The organism is Pedobacter westerhofensis (assembly GCF_900182595.1).
GTDB classification, from domain to species: Bacteria; Bacteroidota; Bacteroidia; order Sphingobacteriales; family Sphingobacteriaceae; genus Pedobacter; species Pedobacter westerhofensis.
On sequence record NZ_FXTN01000010.1, the window covers coordinates 18,953 to 35,166 of the forward strand.

Sequence of the window (16,214 nt, forward strand, 5' to 3'; positions counted from 1 at the left end):
TAGATTGTTTAATGCTAATCTTTATATTTCTTCTGGCAGGCCAATTTCGCGTGCGGCCTTTGTCAATCGCTGTTCTCCCAACTTTGCGAGTATGGCGTTAAATTCATCTTTAAGGTCGTACTGTAAATCCTCATGCAGCTTGATATACTTTTTATACAGTGCAAGGGCAGTCCTTAAATAATAGGTTTTTAGTCGCTCGTTAAACTTTGCGAGGGGCGAAAAAACGCTCTCATTATAGTCCAAAGGTACAATATTTAACAAATGTAAACGAAGTTCAACTTCAGTATTGGGATCTTTGGTTACTTTATAGTGATGATTTACCCTTCCGTTGAGTTTTCTGAATGCGGTCATTGCGTCTTTAGAAGTATGCTTCTTCAGTTTTAACAAGGCTGAAATGGACTCGTCAATTTCCTCAGTAAGTAAAACAGCTCTCTCCTCCAGGTCTGTTTCGTTCTCCAGCAGTTTAAAATGAAGGTGCTCAGTGAGCACCTTATCTTTTGCGATCAGACGAAGCAATAACTTATCCTTTTCTTTAGGAGGGATGGCCGTAATGGCAGCCTTAAGATCTTTATGATCCTTTAACAGCATTTAGAAAGGGTTATCTTTAAGATATTTTTCCCAGTTCCAGGCAGAGCGCATCATCTCGTTTACATCGAGTTCTGCAGTCCAGCCCAGGTCCTTTGCCGATTTAGTCACATCGCCCCAAACCTGTTCAACATCTCCATCCCTTCTCGGGCCTATGGTATAGTTCAGCTTTTCATCTGTAGACGCTTCAAAAGCCTGGATAATCTGCAGCACTGATGAACCTTTACCTGTACCCAGGTTAAAAACTTCATAGTTACTTTCAGCCTGTCCGCCTTCAAGACGTTTGATTGCAGCAACATGCGCTTTTGCAAGGTCTACTACATGGATATAATCCCTTACCGCACTGCCGTCCGGCGTGTTGTAATCGCTTCCAAACACAGTGATCTGGCCACGCTTTCCTATAGCAGACTGCGTGATAAAAGGCACCAGGTTCTGAGGAACACCGATCGGCAGTTCACCGATTAATGCCGAATCATGCGCACCAACCGGGTTAAAATAACGGAGGGAGATGACTTTCAGATCAGGAGAAACCGCGCAGGTATCCGTCAGGATTTCCTCCGCGATCTGTTTCGTATTTCCATATGGAGATTCGGCTCTTTTTACCGGTGCATCTTCTGTTACAGGCAGCTGGTCTGGCTGGCCATATACCGTACATGAGGATGAAAACACCAGTTGCACATTGCTGTTAAAAGCATTGATCACATTGATCAGCGAGTAGAAATTATTCCTGTAGTATTTGAGCGGAAAATTTACCGATTCGCCCACAGCTTTAAAAGCCGCGAAATGGATCACGCCTGTAATATCCGGATGGGCGGCCACAAATTGCTGTACCTTTTGCTCATCGCAGAGATCAAGTTCAGTAAAATCAGGCTTTTTACCCGTAATTGTTTCCAGCTGGGTTAAGATCTTTGGATTGGAATTTGAAAAATCATCCACCAGGATCACCTCGTAGCCAGCATTGATGAGCTCAACTGCGGTATGAGAACCAATAAAACCAGTTCCACCGGTAACTAATATCTTCCCCATTGCTGATTAGCGGTTATAAGTTGTAAAATCTTTATGTTCTTTGTTCACCAGTGCTTCTGCAGGCAGGCTTTTGAAATACTCGTAAGTAATTTTTAAGCCTTCTGCACGGTCTACCTTTGGCTCCCAGCCCAGCAGGGCGCGGGCTTTGGTAATATCCGGCTGGCGTTGCTTGGGATCATCTACAGGAAGTTCCTTATAGATTACCTTCTGCGTAGTACCTGTCAGTTTAATAATCTCTTCAGCAAACTGGCCAATCGTGATCTCATCAGGGTTTCCGATGTTTACCGGCTGTGCATAATCACTCAGCAGTAATCTGTAGATACCCTCTACAAGGTCGTCCACATAGCAGAAAGAGCGTGTTTGTGAACCATCCCCAAAAACTGTAAGGTCTTCGCCTCTCAGTGCCTGTCCGATAAACGCAGGTAAAACGCGTCCGTCATTGAGGCGCATCCTTGGTCCGTACGTATTGAAGATACGAACGATACGGGTTTCCAGACCGTGGAATGTATGATAAGCCATAGTAATGGCTTCCTGGAAACGTTTAGCTTCGTCATACACGCCCCTTGGCCCTACAGGATTTACGTTGCCCCAGTATTCTTCGGGTTGCGGATTAATGTTCGGGTCGCCATACACTTCAGAAGTTGAAGCAATGATCATCCTTGCATTCTTATTTTTGGCAAGCCCAAGCAGGTTATGTGTTCCCAGTGAACCTACTTTTAAAGTTTGAATAGGAATTTTAAGATAATCAATCGGGCTGGCCGGAGAAGCAAAATGAAGGATATAATCCAGCTTTCCGGGAACATATACATATTTAGAAACATCATGGTGGGCAAACTCAAAGTTCTCCAGCGCAAACAGGTGTTCTATATTTTGCAGGTCGCCCGTGATCAGGTTATCCATTGCAATCACATGGTAATCTTCTTTGATAAACCTGTCGCATAAATGCGAGCCCAGGAAACCGGCAGCACCGGTTATTAATACTCTCTTACGCTCCATTTTCTACCAATTTACGGCCAATACTGTTATAATAATATCCCAATTCAATCATTTTATTGAGGTCATATAAGTTACGCCCGTCAAAAATAACTTTGTTCACTAATTTTTCTTCCATTTTATCGAAATCAGGATTACGGAAAACAGACCATTCAGTGGCGATCAGCAAGGCATCAGCGCCTTCCAAAGCATCATACTGGTTTTCTGCATAAACAACCTTATCACCGATCACGTTTTTCACATTCGCCATTCCTTCGGGATCGAAAACTGTAACCGTAGCGCCTGCTTTAACCAGGTCATCAATGATATACAATGCCGGAGCTTCGCGGATATCATCCGTTTCAGGTTTAAATGCAAGTCCCCACAGTGCAAAATGCTTTCCTGTAAGATCGCCTTTGTAATATTTGGCAACCTTTTCTACCAGTACAGTTTTCTGTTTTTCATTGATTTCCATTACTGCTTTCAGTATGGCGAAATCATATTTGTTCTCTTCTGCGGATTTGGCAAGTGCCTGAACATCTTTAGGAAAACATGAACCACCATAACCAATACCCGGGAAAAGGAAGCGTTTTCCAATTCTTTCATCAGAACCAATTCCTTTACGGACTGAATCTACATCAGCACCTACAAGCTCGCAGAGGTTAGCCACTTCGTTCATGAAAGTGATTTTAGTAGCAAGGAAAGAGTTTGCTGCATATTTTGTCAGCTCAGAAGATTTCTCATCCATAAACAGGATTGGATTTCCCTGGCGTACATATGGCCCGTATAATTCGCCCATCAGTTTTTTAGCGCGGTCGCTGCGTGTTCCGATTACCACACGGTCAGGTTTCATAAAGTCGTCTACAGCGACACCTTCACGAAGAAACTCAGGGTTTGAAACCACGTCAATTTCGATATCAGTATGTGCAGCGAATACGGCTGCTACTTTATCTGCCGTACCTACTGGCACGGTTGATTTATTTACGATCACCTTGTACTCGGTAACCAGTTTAGAGATGTCTTTGGCAGCGCCAAGAATATAAGACAAATCTGCGGCACCATCACCACCAGGAGGCGTTGGAAGCGCCATAAAAATAATTTGAGCATCTTTCACTGCTAAAGCAAGATCAGTAGTGAATGTCAGTCGTTTTTGCTCGATATTACGCAAAAACAAAACATCCAGGCCTGGTTCATAAATGGGTATCTCACCATTCTGCATTTTCAAAACCTTAGCTTCATTGATGTCTACGCATATCACAGTATTACCTGTTTCTGCAAGACAAGTTCCAGTTACGAGTCCAACATACCCTGTTCCGATTACGGCAATTTTCATATGAATATATTTTTAATAATTAAGTAGCTTAAATTAAACAAGTATGAGTTCATAACGCTATGACATACCGTCTTAGCGAATAATGGACAAATTTTAAAAATTAATCGACTATCTTCGGCTAAGATAATAAATAAACGTACAAAATGCTCTGGCTTTATAATTTTGGAATTTTTTTATACACAATAGTTCTCCACATAGCTTCGATATTTAATAATAAAGCTAAATTATTTTTAAATGGCAGAAAAAATATATTTACCATTATTAAGAATAAGGTTGATATTACAAAAAAGCACGTTTGGTTTCATTTTGCCTCACTCGGAGAGTTTGAACAGGGAAGGCCGGTTTTAGAGGAATTAAAGCATAAATATCCTGACAAACTTATCGTAATTACGTTTTTTTCACCTTCTGGATTTGAGATCCGCAAAAATTATCCGCTGGCGGAGGGTGTGTTTTATTTACCGCTTGACACCAAGAAAAATGCCGCAGAATTTGTCCGCCTGATCAATCCTGAGATTGCCATTTTTACCAAGTACGAATTCTGGCACCACTATTTCAGCGCCCTGCATCAGCAAGGGGTTCCGCTCTTTATCATTTCAGGGATTTTCAGACCGGAGCAGGCCTTTTTTAAGTGGTACGGAGATTTTTACAGAGGTATTTTAAGGAATGTAAGCTACTTCTTTGTACAGAACCAGCAAAGTGTAAACCTGTTAAAAGCTTTAGATCTGAACAATGTATCCCTGAGCGGCGACACCAGGTTTGACAGGGTGGCCGAAAATGCAAAGCATCCAAAAGAGCTGCCACTGATCAGCAAATTTTGTGGTGCAGCACCTGTATTTATTGCGGGAAGCACCTGGCTGCCAGACGAACAATTGTTAAAAGAAGTAATTTTAAAATTCCCGGAATGGAAGTTTATCATCGCGCCGCACGAAACACATACAGCACATATCAGCGAAATATTAAAACTGCTGCCCGCTGCAGCCAGATACACACAGCTTGGGGAATCAGCTGCAGCTTCTGCTGATCAGGTATTGATCATTGATAACATCGGCATCCTTTCATCAGTTTACCAGTATGGAAAGATCGCTTATATTGGCGGGGGATTTGGAACCGGCATCCACAATACGCTGGAGGCCGCAGCATTCGGGCTTCCGGTAATCTTCGGACCCAAATATGATAAGTTCCAGGAAGCAAAAGATTTACTTGCGCTGCAGGCAGCAATCACTGTACAATCTGCTGAGGAGCTTTCTGCAGCTTTTATCAGGCTGCAGAAAGATCATGCCGCAGGAGCTGCAGCAAAGAAATATGTTGAAGATAAAACCGGGTCAACGGCACAAATCATTAAACACTTAGGGCAGTATATTTAGGCATGTGCTGGTCTCTGATCATCTGAACCAGTCCGCCAATCCATTTTGGAGAATCATTTAAACTAGGCACCAGCTGTACTTCTTCGCCTCCCAGCGCTTTAAATTCCTCGCCGTATTCAACTGTTACTTCATACAAGGTTTCCAGGCAGTCGGCCACAAAAGCAGGGCAAAATACCAGTAACTTCTTTTTGCCTCTGGCAGCAAGTGCTTTCAGTGTATCCGTAGTGTAGGGCTGCACCCATGGTTCTTTTCCTAACCTGGATTGAAAACATACAGAATATCTATCTGCCGGAATATCCAGTCGTTCTGCAATTAAACGGGCCGTATCATGGCACTGTGCAGAATAACAGAATTTATTTACATCGGTCAAAGTCTCGCAGCAGTTTGCTGTTTTAAGACAGTGGCTGCCGGAATGGTCGCATTTCTTTAGCTGGCGTTCGGGCAGGCCGTGAAAGCTGAATAAGATCTGGTCATAAGTTTCGGGCTGGAATTTCCTGGCGTTGTCTGCGAAGGTATCGATCATCACATCATTATCGTGGAACGAGTTTACAAATGATATCGGCGGGATAGTCTGCCATTTTCCCACGATCTCCATCACATTCTGAATAACCGAGCCGGTACTGGCCGAGGCATATTGCGGAAAAAGAGGGATTACCTGGATACTTTCTACCAGTCCGGCTTTCATATTGGCAAGAGCAGTATCAATAGAGGGGCTCTGGTAGCGCATGGCCAGCTCTACATGGTATTCAGGGCCAAGCTGTTCCTGTACCATTGCCGCCTGGATCTTACTGTAATACAGTAACGGTGATCCATTTTCATCCCAGATTTCTTTATACAATTTTGCGGTCTTAGGGCTCCGGAACGGAACGATAATACCTTTAACCAGTAATGTCCTGTTAAATGCCGGGATATCTATTACCCTTTCATCCATTAAAAACTGATCCAGATATCTTCGTACATCACTTACTTCAGGACTATCGGGAGTCCCCAAATTCACTAATAAAACACCTTTTTTTCCCATAACTACAGATAGAAACCAACCTGACAAAATAACTCAGGCCAATAACTGAAACAAATATACATTTAGCTAAACTGCCCGCGAAAAGGGCAATTAATAATTACTTTTTAATGATGAACAGCGGTTCCTGATCAGAATGATTCCAGTTCTGCTTTAACCTGTTCCATCAGCCACATAGGCGTCGATGTAGCACCGCATATCCCGACTTTGTCATTTGGATTAAACCAGCTCAGGTCGAGCTCATCGGTACTGGAAATAAAATACGACTGATCATTATGTTTTTTGCACACATCATATAACACCTTGCCATTGGATGATTTCTTTCCGGATACAAAAATAATCCTGTCGTAATTCACTACAAACTGCTCCAGGTCTTCGTAGCGGTTAGACACCTGTCTGCAGATGGTATCATTGGCCTTTACTTCGTAACCTCTGCTCAGCAGCTGGTCTTTGATATGATAAAATTTCTCAGTGCTTTTGGTGGTCTGGCTGTACAGTGTAAATTTAGCCGGCAGATCTACGTCGTCCAGTTCTGCAAGATCCTGGAAAACGATTGCATTGCCATCAGTCTGTCCCTGCAGGCCAATCACTTCGGCATGGCCGTGTTTACCAAAAATCAGGATCTGCTCCCTGTCGTCATAAGAATTTTTAATCCTGTTCTGCAGTTTCAATACCACAGGGCATGAAGCATCAATTAAAATCAGGTTGTTGTTGAGGGCAAGCTCATAGGTAGAAGGTGCCTCCCCATGTGCCCTGATCAGTACTTTCTCATTGCGAAGCCCCTGCAATTGCTCATGATCGATGATCCTTAAGCCCTTATCGGTTAAACGCCTTACCTCTTCGTCATTATGCACGATATCACCAAGACAATACAAATAATCTTCTTCAGCCAGAATATCTTCGGCCATCTCTATTGCATAAACTACTCCAAAGCAAAAACCTGAAGCTTTATCAATAGTAACAGACAAGTTGTAGTTCATATCATTTATTTTATCAGCGGCCATTATGTCCATGCATGTACACTACAAAATTACACAAAAAGAGTTTGATACGCATGTCTGTTGAGTGTTATATTCAAAACTCTTATCCGGGATTACAAATTCTTATTTCTGATCATCCTTATCAAACGGAAATACGATTCACGGATAACGGCAACCATCATAAAAACCATCTGTACAGGATGGAGCAGTACGTTCCAGAAAGGGTTCTGTCCTGATAAAAAGGAAATCATGATCCTGCTCAGGAAAATGAGCCCTACAGGAAGCACCAGCAGGCTGTACTCATAGTTGAAGAACATCACCAGCGGACCCATCACCACCAGCAGCACATATACTACTGCGGCAAAAATATTATTGCCAAAAGCTTTTAGCAATTGTACGCCGGTTTTACTGAATAAACGTTTCGATGCTGCGGGGGCAGACAAAGAAATGAGCCGGTTGCCGATCAAGGTTTCTACCTTAAAGCCTTCCTCCTTTACGGCCCTCACTACATCCACTGCTTCGGGAACTTTCCTGTTTACCTTCTGCTGCCAGTGGTACGCTTTATAGGTTTCGGCATCAAAGAACATACATTCACTGCCACCTGCGGCAAAAACAGGGCTGGAAAAAAGGCGCACCAGGCGCAAGGGGATCAGGTTAAACAGCACAAAGCTGTTTAGAGGCAGCAGGATATGGTTTACCAGGCCCCGCAGCGAAACCATCGGGATAATGTTGAGCAGGGTCAGGTTAAAAACTTTAGTCCGGTAGATCAGGCTATTGATCAGACCATTGTGTACCACTACCTGAGGTTCAAGAAAAAGAAGATACTCACCAGTGGTGTCTTCAATACTAAAAGAATTTCTTTTCCTGAGCTGAAAGCGGGGGTCACTGTCAATAAGTGCTTTCAGCTCAGCACTGCTCTTTAGTTTTACTGGCTGCGTAACGATCACTTCTATATTCGTGTAATCCTGTTTTTTAAACGAGTTCAGCAGATTGATCAGGCTGTACGAATCAGTAGTTACCTGGATCACAACAGATACCTTACTGGTAAAATGCTTTCCGTACTTGCCCAGCTTGGGGTTGGATAAAAAATTAAAAAGAGTAACAGAAAACCGAAGTACCAGGAAAATCAATACGATATAAATGAACGCCAGATTAAGCATAATCAGCTCAGGTAAACGCCATCCTCCTGCCCTTCAACATCCAGGACCACATCCACATGTTCCTTTAGTACCGTAGCCATCTGCAGGCCTACAAAATCGGTGGCTACAGGGAAGATCTTGTGGCTTCTGTCTACCAGCACCACAGTGCGTATTTTTTTATGGGGAGTGTTAAGGAATACACCAAAACCATAGGCCAGTGTTTTGCCGCTGTTGAGCACATCATCAACAAGGATGATCACTTTGTTCTTCACTTTTACGGGCTCAGGATCGGTAACTGCTTTGAGGCTGCTTGTATCTTTTTCCAATTCAATTTTAAACATGGTTACTTTCAGATCTGATATTTCAAGCAGGATATCTTTTAATCTCAGCGCAAGTTTATATCCCCTGTCCCAAACACCCGCCAGCACGATTTCCTTTTCATTCAGGTTGTCTTCCAGTATCTGGTAAGCCATACGGTTGATTTTTTGCTGGATTTGTTTTTTATCGAGGATCAGTAATCGTGAATCGGCCATTTGTAAATGTTTGTTAGCGTACAAAAAGAAGGATTTTAAGCTTCAGAATCAAATATCTGAAAAATAATTTCAAATCGCTGCAACGTTTGGCCATGTCTGGCGTCTAATTTCTGTAAACCTAAAGAATATATAGATATGAAAACTCTCTCCCTGATAAAACCCGCAGCTTTATGGCTGATTGCTATGGCAGTCGGCAGTTTAAATTTACAGGCGCAGGAAACCAAAAATGTAGCAGTAAACAATTTCTCAGAAGTGGCCGTAACTGCGGGCATCGACCTGCATATTATACAAGGCACATCAGAATCGGCCAGGATTGTTGCTGATGACGATGTGATCAATGATGTTGTCCTTGAAAAAAGCGGTAACCGCATCAAAATAGGCTGGAAAGAAAACTGGGGCATTAAAAAAATGTGGAAAAACAGAAATGCCAAAGTATACATCACTTATAAAAGGTTAAACAGCATCTCTGCCAGCAGCGGAAGCTCCCTGATAACCGACAACACGTTGAAAACCGATCATTTGGATGCCGCCGTATCTTCAGGTGCAAGCATGGATGCGAAGATATCGTGTAATGAACTGCAGCTGAGCACCAACAGCGGCGCTTCAGTATCGATTGCCGGTACGGCCACGAATATGGAAATTAAATCCAGCTCAGGAAGTTCTGTCAATGCACTTAACCTGGCTACCCAGTATGCAAGGGCGGATACCAATTCTGGCGCCGATATCAAAATCAATGTGGCAAAAGGGCTTGAAACCAACACCAGCAGCGGGAGCAATATCAGGTACAAAGGTACTGCTTCATTAAAGAACACCAGCAATTCAAGAAGTTCGAGCGTATCGAGGATAGATTAAACCAGGAACTATCAGAAATAATGCTGAACGGCATTCTGCTGCCAATTGGAACAAAAAGATTTGAGGACAAAATCGCGCAAACCCTTGTTTATACAAAAACGAGGGTTTGTGCGTTTTAAATCACATATTTGAAACATTGAAACAAATCATTCATATGAAATCATTGCGCCTGGTTAAATCTTTTCTATTCTTATTTGTCGTTACCTCAATAACTGCTTCTGCTACCATTGCGCAAGTCCAGGTATCCCGCGAAATAGCCTTAAAAGACTTTTCAGAAATCCACGTCACTACGGGCATAGAACTCATCATTACGCAGGGCGCGGCAGAGCATGCCAAAATCGTTGCAGACGATGCGCTGATTGATGCAATCGTAGTAGAACAGTCGGGAAACAGTGTAAATATCAAATGGGAGCTCATTAAAAGTACAAGAAAAAGATGGCTCAACAGAACGGCAAAGGTTTTTATCAGCTATCAGAACCTTAACCTGATTGAAGCCACCGAAGGCAATTCAGTAAAAACGGAGAACACCTTGAAAAGTAATATCCTGAGCATCTTGGTAACATCAGGTGCCATTGTAACTGCCGGGATAGACTGTCCTGAATTGCAAATGAGAACCAATAGCGGAGCATCGGCTCTACTGAATGGAAATGTGGGCAAACTGAAACTGGAATCGAGCAGCGGCAGCCGTGTAAATGCTGTTGAAATGACTTCGGGCTACGCCAGCGTAACGGCAAGTTCAGGTGCTGATGTAAAGATTAGCGTAAGCAAGGAACTGCAGGCCACAGCCAGCAGCGGCGGCAATATCAGATATAAGGGAAACCCTGTGGTAGAGAATTCTGCGGGTTCCAAAAGCGGAAATGTAAAAGCCATCCAGTAATCAGGATGGCTTTTGCTATTTATCTTTTACCTACGTTATAAGGGTAGTAAATGAAATTCGCCCCTTCAGGAACAATCACAAATACACACATATAATCTTCGGGCTTTTTGTAAGCTTTCAAAAACAGCTCTTTATATGCGGGCTGAATAATTCCCTTTTCTACAAACTCCTCAAACATCGAAGCCTGGATTGTCCAGTTGGTATTCAGTTCCTCCCTGTTCAGGATCATCTCCCCTATTGAAACCGTATGCTGGTGTGCAACAAATATCGGGTTCTTTGAAATGCCCTCTGCGATAATCTCAATAGCAATCTCATGAATTGAATCTTTATAGAGCTCAAGATCTTTTTCGAGGCTCACCAGCGGACTTACCTTTTTCTCTTTCCCTGCATCTTCCGGCTGCTGTGGCATTAACTCTTCTATATCCATCTTCTTAATTTTTGATCAGGTTTAACAACACTACATTTTCCACATGTTGTGTATGCGGGAACATATCAACAGGCCTGATACGGCTCACTTCATATTTCTCTTTCAGCAAAGCAAGGTCTCTTGCCTGCGTGGCTGCATTACAGCTTACATAAACGATTTTCTCTGCTTCCATCTCAAGTAAGCGCGCTACCACATCAGCATGCATCCCGGCCCGTGGAGGGTCGGTGATCACTACATCTGGTTTACCATGCGCATCAATAAATGCAGTAGTTAAAATATCCTTCATATCACCTGCATAAAACAAGGTGTTATCGATGCCATTTAGTTCAGAGTTGAATTTTGCATCTTCAATGGCTGTTGGCACATATTCAACACCAATTACCTTCTTTACACTGCCGGCGATAAAGTTGGCAATCGTACCTGCTCCGGTATAGAGATCATACACCAGCTCATCACCGCTGAAGCCTGCAAAATCTTTAGTGATTTTATACAGCTCATGGGCCTGTAAAGAGTTGGTCTGATAAAATGATTTGGCACCGATTTTAAACTTAAGCCCGTTCATCTCTTCAAAAATGTACTCCCTGCCGGCATACGTGATCACGTCCTGATCAAAGATCGTATCGTTCTTTTTCTGGTTGATGATATAAAGCAGGGAAGTAATTTCAGGGAAGTTAACTTTCAGGTATTCCATCAGTCCGTCTACCTGTTCCTGCTCCACATACGCAAATACCACCACCACCATTACCTCACCGGTTGAGGAAGTCCTGATAATCAGGTTACGCAGATTTCCTTCATGGTTACGGAGGTCATAAAAGCTCAGGCCTGTCCTCAGTGCATAGCCCCTCACCTGGTTTCTTAAGGTATTTGATGGCTCTGCCTGCAGGTAGCAATGCTGGATGTCAAGTATTTTATCAAAGCGCAGCGGCACGTGGAACCCAAGGGCATTCATTTCCAGGTCATCGCGATCCGCCATATCCGTAGAATTCAGCCAGCGTTTATTGGAAAAGGTATATTCAAGTTTATTACGGTAATATTTATTTTCTGCAGATCCCAGGATAGGCTCCATAGAAGAAGTATCTACTTTTGCCAGTCGCTGTAAAGCGGCTTCAACATTTTTCTGTTTGAAGTGCAGCTGTGCATCATATTGCATGTGCTGCCATTTGCATCCGCCGCAGGTGCCAAAATGCTGGCAAAAAGGGTCAGTCCTCAAATCAGACGCGGTGTGCAGCGTTTCAATCACGGCCTCGGCAAAATTCTTTTTCTTTTTTACAACTTTTACATCAACGATATCGCCTGGCACGGCTTTATCTACAAACACGACTAACTCGTCTGCTTTTGCTACTCCTTTGCCCTCTTCAGCAATATCAATAATACTTAAGTTGGGAAGGATAGTAACTGTTCCAGCTTTTCTATTTCTACTCATTCTGCTGCAAAGCTAAAGCTTGTATTTAACAGTTCCTATTTTTTAGGCACAGGGATTTCAGGGGTATGCGAATTACACCCTTAGGGAGATGATGTAGAATCAGCTTTATTTTCCAAAAACCTTTAGGATTAATCCAAAAATGCCTTGAACAAGATTAAAGCTTACATCAAATTTTTCATCAACCAAAATAGAAATTTCCAAGATCTCTTTGCTCATTTCAAACGACGTTATACGTAAATATAACCGTTTATATACCGAAAACCAAAACGGTATACAAAGAAATGACAATAATTTATCACTTCGATAATATACGCGGGGGCTTAAAGTGCGGCCTTCACCAGGAAAGGCAATATTTCCTTTTGGAAGCTCACAAAGTTTTTGCGGACATCAGAATCGCTGACCGATGTAAATGCGAAGGAGAAGACAATGCTTTTGCTTGCCTTGAGCAGGAATGCCAGGCCTTCTCTTCTGGAAGGATTGTTTTTAAAGTGGTCCAGCCCAAGGTAGGCAGACAGCAGCAGTGATTCCAGCTGATCCGACAGGTGTTTAAGGAATTCCTGTGAGTTTGCATTCTCGCGGACAAAGTCCCAGCCAATAAACTCATTGCACACGGTGTAAGTGAGCCTGCAGGTTTTCATCACCAGGGCTTTGAGGTGTTCTTCCTCATCTGTAAACTGTGCTTTGTTTTTTAGGATCTCATGCAGGTTGAGATCAAGATAATCCATTAAAATGGCATCCAGTACCTGTTCTTTGCTTTCGAAATATTTGTATATGGTAGCTTTAGCGATCTTTGCTTTTTTAGCAATCTCATTTACGCTGGTCTTATGATAGCCATATTTCCTGAATAACTCTTTAGCAGCTCTAATGATGCTCTCTTTGATCTTTTCTGGTTCCATCAATTAGTTACTTGTAACGTAATACCCGACACTCTTACAGTATACTGCTTTAAAGAAAGTGTAGCCGGGGCTTTTGCCGGGCTTCCATCTTCCAATAGAAATTTTGCTCCTGAACACGGATCCGTTACTGTAAAAGCACCTTCATCCAAAACCACGGCACATCTGTTCTCCGGATTAACGGTGCTGCAGCGGTCATATGCCACGTAGCCGTTTAGGATTGTCCTGTAAAGCACCAGACCGGAAACACCATAACCATTAATAATTACAGCGCGGCCGGAACTGCTTAAATTGATCAGCCGGGGATCTGTCAACGGGAGATTAAGATTTACGGCAACATCGGGAACCACATTTGTAGCTTTACCGCATCCGCTCAAAATCAATACCAGTACAATCACCCAGGCTGCTCTGACCATGCTTAGATCAATGAGGTTTTAAATTGTTTAAGGAAACGTGCGTCATTTTCCGAGAACAAACGTAAGTCCTTTATTTCAAATTTAAGATTTGCAATTCTTTCTATTCCCATACCAAAGGCAAAACCACTGTATTTCTTGCTGTCTATACCACAGTTTTCCAATACATTGGGATCTACCATACCACAGCCCAGGATCTCTACCCAGCCACTGTATTTACATAACTGGCATCCATCTCCTTTACAGATCGTACAAGAAATATCCATCTCTGCTGATGGTTCAGTGAATGGGAAATACGAGGGACGGAACCTTACTTTGGTACCTTCTCCGTAAAGCTCCTGCACAAAATAGAACAGGGTTTGTTTCAGGTCTGCAAATGAAACCTTCTCATCTACATACAATCCTTCAACCTGGTGGAAAAAGCAGTGTGCCCTTGCAGAGATGGCTTCGTTACGGTAAACACGTCCGGGCATCAAAGCCCTGAAAGGTGGTTTACCGGCTTCCATCATCCTTACCTGTACAGAGGAGGTATGGGTCCTCAAAGCGATATCACCATGTTCTCCGCCTTTTTTGATAAAGAAAGTATCCTGCATATCTCTTGCCGGGTGTTCTTCAGGAAAATTCAGGGCAGAGAAATTGTGCCAGTCGTCTTCTATTTCGGGGCCTTCAGCTACTACAAATCCAAGTTTGCTGAAAATCTCAACAATCTCTCTTCTTACCAATGCCAGGGGATGTCTTGTGCCTACTTCAAATCCAGCACCAGGAAGTGTAAGGTCAAGGCTTGCATCTTTTCCGCCTGACACTGCAGTATCCAGCTCTTTTAATGTCTGGTACCTATTTTCGGCCAGCTGTTTAAATTCATTTAAAACTTTCCCCAGTGTCCTTTTCTCTTCTGGTGAAACCGCTTTAAATTCGTCAAAAATATCTTTTATAATTCCTTTTGTACCAAGGAATTTTATTCTAAATTGCTCTAATTCATCTGCATTTTCAGTAGAAAACGCATTAATTTCAATGGTATACTGTGTGATCTTATCCTGCAACATAATGCCAAATATACAGCTATTTTTTCATAGCTTATAATTGTCTTTTTTCAGCTGATGAAGCTTCCGCCCCATTCCTTTATATCAAAAGGCCACCTTCTGAAAAATCAAAAGGCGGCCCCGGAGAAATGAAAGATCATTATGCTGGTATCACTTTTAGTTCTTTACCAATTTTTACGAATGCAGCAATCGCTTTATCCAGATGGTGCTGCTCGTGTGCTGCTGAAAGCTGCACCCTGATGCGCGCTTTTCCCTGCGGAACTACGGGATAGTAAAATCCTATTACATAGACGCCTTCTTCCAGCATTTTTGCGGCAAATTCCTGGGCCAGTTTAGCGTCATAAAGCATCACCGGAACAATCGGGTGCACACCTTCCTTGATATCGAAGCCGGCAGCAGTCATTTGCTGACGGAAATACATTGTATTTATTTCAAGTTTATCTCTCAGTTCTGTAGTTTCCTGCAAAAGATCAAGTACTGCGATAGAGGCACCAGCTATGGCAGGGGCCAGCGTATTTGAAAACAGATAAGGTCTTGAACGCTGGCGCAGCATATCAATGATTTCCTTTTTACCGGCAGTAAACCCGCCGGATGCACCGCCCAAAGCTTTTCCTAAAGTGCCTGTGATAATATCGATCCTGTCAATTACACCACAATGTTCATGCGTTCCCCTTCCGGTTTTGCCCATAAAGCCAGAGCAGTGAGACTCGTCGATCATCACCAAAGCTTCATACTTATCCGCCAGATCACAGATTTTATCCAGCTGTGCGATCGTGCCGTCCATGGAGAAGGCGCCATCCGTTACAATGATCCTGTGCCTGTTGGCAGAGGCAGCTTTTAGCTGTTCTTCAAGATCGGCCATGTCATTGTGTTTATAACGGAATCTTTTCGCTTTACACAGGCGTACCCCATCAATAATGGAAGCATGGTTCAGTTCATCAGAAATAATTGCATCCTGATCATTGAACAAGGGCTCAAACACACCGCCATTTGCGTCAAATGCTGCTGCATATAAAATCGTATCCTCAGTTCCCAGAAAACGGGATAATTTTTCTTCCAGCTCTTTATGTACATCCTGGGTTCCGCAGATAAACCGAACAGATGACATCCCGTAACCATATTTGTCTATCGCAGTTTTAGCGGCAGCAGTAACCCTTGGGTCTGAAGACAGCCCCAGATAATTATTAGCACAGAAATTAACTACTTCCTGGCCCGTACTTACTTTAATATCCGCTCCCTGGGGGGTTACAATTATGCGTTCACGTTTATAAAGCCCGTCTTTTTCTATTTGTTCGAGTTCCTGTTTAAGAACAGGTTGCAGTGTTTTGTACATAACTTA

At 42.9% G+C, this 16,214-nt stretch carries 18 protein-coding genes; 3 read left to right on the forward strand and 15 right to left on the reverse strand.

Going from position 1 to position 16,214, the window contains the following annotated elements:
* Nucleotides 1-21: 21 nt before the first annotated feature.
* Genes FN831_RS18825 through FN831_RS18840 form a run of 4 tightly spaced genes read right to left on the reverse strand, consistent with a single transcriptional unit; the run spans nt 22 to nt 3,916 of the window.
* Nucleotides 22-588 (reverse strand): hypothetical protein, encoded by a 567-nt coding sequence (locus FN831_RS18825; protein ID WP_142529747.1) that lies wholly within the window; start codon nt 586-588, stop codon nt 22-24.
* Nucleotides 589-1,611, reverse strand: coding sequence for a UDP-glucose 4-epimerase GalE (galE, locus tag FN831_RS18830; RefSeq protein WP_142529748.1), 1,023 nt, complete (start codon nt 1,609-1,611; stop codon nt 589-591).
* 6 nt (nt 1,612-1,617) lie between these two features.
* On the reverse strand, nt 1,618-2,607 hold the full coding sequence (locus tag FN831_RS18835) for a UDP-glucuronic acid decarboxylase family protein (protein WP_142529749.1): 990 nt from the start codon (nt 2,605-2,607) through the stop codon (nt 1,618-1,620).
* Nucleotides 2,597-3,916 carry a UDP-glucose dehydrogenase family protein gene (locus FN831_RS18840; protein ID WP_142529750.1) on the reverse strand — a complete coding sequence of 440 codons (1,320 nt, stop codon included), beginning with the start codon at nt 3,914-3,916 and terminating at the stop codon, nt 2,597-2,599. Before FN831_RS18840 ends, FN831_RS18835 begins: the two co-directional genes overlap by 11 nt.
* A gap of 143 nt (nt 3,917-4,059) precedes the next feature.
* Here FN831_RS18840 and FN831_RS18845 point away from each other — a divergent pair, with 143 nt between their 5' ends.
* Nucleotides 4,060-5,280: a 3-deoxy-D-manno-octulosonic acid transferase gene (locus tag FN831_RS18845; RefSeq protein ID WP_142529751.1), complete on the forward strand. Its 1,221-nt coding sequence runs from the start codon at nt 4,060-4,062 to the stop codon at nt 5,278-5,280.
* Here the strand turns inward: FN831_RS18845 and hemH are convergent.
* The 4 genes from hemH to FN831_RS18865 form a co-directional block, all read right to left on the reverse strand.
* The gene (gene hemH / locus FN831_RS18850) at nt 5,255-6,301 is read right to left on the reverse strand and encodes a ferrochelatase (RefSeq protein ID WP_142529752.1); all 1,047 of its coding nucleotides are present in this window, start codon (nt 6,299-6,301) and stop codon (nt 5,255-5,257) included. The two genes, FN831_RS18845 and hemH, sit on opposite strands and share 26 nt — an antisense overlap.
* 128 nt (nt 6,302-6,429) lie before the next feature.
* Nucleotides 6,430-7,278: a 4-hydroxy-3-methylbut-2-enyl diphosphate reductase gene (locus tag FN831_RS18855; protein ID WP_142529753.1), complete on the reverse strand. Its 849-nt coding sequence runs from the start codon at nt 7,276-7,278 to the stop codon at nt 6,430-6,432.
* A gap of 113 nt (nt 7,279-7,391) precedes the next feature.
* The gene (locus tag FN831_RS18860; RefSeq protein WP_142529754.1) at nt 7,392-8,438 is read right to left on the reverse strand and encodes a glycosyltransferase family 2 protein; all 1,047 of its coding nucleotides are present in this window, start codon (nt 8,436-8,438) and stop codon (nt 7,392-7,394) included.
* 2 nt (nt 8,439-8,440) lie between these two features.
* Complete coding sequence (locus tag FN831_RS18865) at nt 8,441-8,950, reverse strand: phosphoribosyltransferase family protein (RefSeq protein ID WP_142529755.1); 510 nt, start codon at nt 8,948-8,950, stop codon at nt 8,441-8,443.
* A gap of 135 nt (nt 8,951-9,085) precedes the next feature.
* Between FN831_RS18865 and FN831_RS18870 the strand changes: the two genes are divergently transcribed.
* Both FN831_RS18870 and FN831_RS18875 read left to right on the forward strand, forming a co-directional pair.
* A complete protein-coding gene (locus FN831_RS18870) occupies nt 9,086-9,802 on the forward strand; it encodes a head GIN domain-containing protein (protein WP_142529756.1) in 717 nt (238 codons plus the stop codon).
* A 154-nt stretch (nt 9,803-9,956) separates the two neighbouring features.
* A complete protein-coding gene (locus FN831_RS18875) occupies nt 9,957-10,679 on the forward strand; it encodes a head GIN domain-containing protein (RefSeq protein WP_142529757.1) in 723 nt (240 codons plus the stop codon).
* 19 nt (nt 10,680-10,698) lie between these two features.
* Here FN831_RS18875 and FN831_RS18880 read toward each other — a convergent pair whose 3' ends face one another.
* The 7 genes from FN831_RS18880 to kbl form a co-directional block, all read right to left on the reverse strand.
* Nucleotides 10,699-11,106 (reverse strand): hypothetical protein, encoded by a 408-nt coding sequence (locus FN831_RS18880; RefSeq protein WP_142529758.1) that lies wholly within the window; start codon nt 11,104-11,106, stop codon nt 10,699-10,701.
* 4 nt (nt 11,107-11,110) lie between these two features.
* The gene (rlmD, locus tag FN831_RS18885) at nt 11,111-12,529 is read right to left on the reverse strand and encodes a 23S rRNA (uracil(1939)-C(5))-methyltransferase RlmD (protein ID WP_142529759.1); all 1,419 of its coding nucleotides are present in this window, start codon (nt 12,527-12,529) and stop codon (nt 11,111-11,113) included.
* Between the two features lie 105 nt (nt 12,530-12,634).
* On the reverse strand, nt 12,635-12,745 hold the full coding sequence (locus FN831_RS18890; protein ID WP_142529760.1) for a phenylalanyl-tRNA synthetase subunit alpha: 111 nt from the start codon (nt 12,743-12,745) through the stop codon (nt 12,635-12,637).
* A 104-nt stretch (nt 12,746-12,849) separates the two neighbouring features.
* Nucleotides 12,850-13,425: a TetR/AcrR family transcriptional regulator gene (locus FN831_RS18895; protein WP_142529761.1), complete on the reverse strand. Its 576-nt coding sequence runs from the start codon at nt 13,423-13,425 to the stop codon at nt 12,850-12,852.
* Nucleotides 13,425-13,838, reverse strand: a complete 414-nt coding sequence (locus FN831_RS18900) for a Rieske (2Fe-2S) protein (protein WP_142529762.1) — start codon at nt 13,836-13,838, stop codon at nt 13,425-13,427. The genes FN831_RS18895 and FN831_RS18900 overlap by 1 nt, the downstream gene beginning before the upstream one ends.
* A gap of 2 nt (nt 13,839-13,840) precedes the next feature.
* A complete protein-coding gene (pheS, locus tag FN831_RS18905; protein ID WP_142529763.1) occupies nt 13,841-14,878 on the reverse strand; it encodes a phenylalanine--tRNA ligase subunit alpha in 1,038 nt (345 codons plus the stop codon).
* Nucleotides 14,879-15,014: 136 nt separating this feature from the next.
* Nucleotides 15,015-16,208 carry a glycine C-acetyltransferase gene (kbl, locus tag FN831_RS18910; protein ID WP_142529764.1) on the reverse strand — a complete coding sequence of 398 codons (1,194 nt, stop codon included), beginning with the start codon at nt 16,206-16,208 and terminating at the stop codon, nt 15,015-15,017.
* Nucleotides 16,209-16,214: the final 6 nt, after the last annotated feature.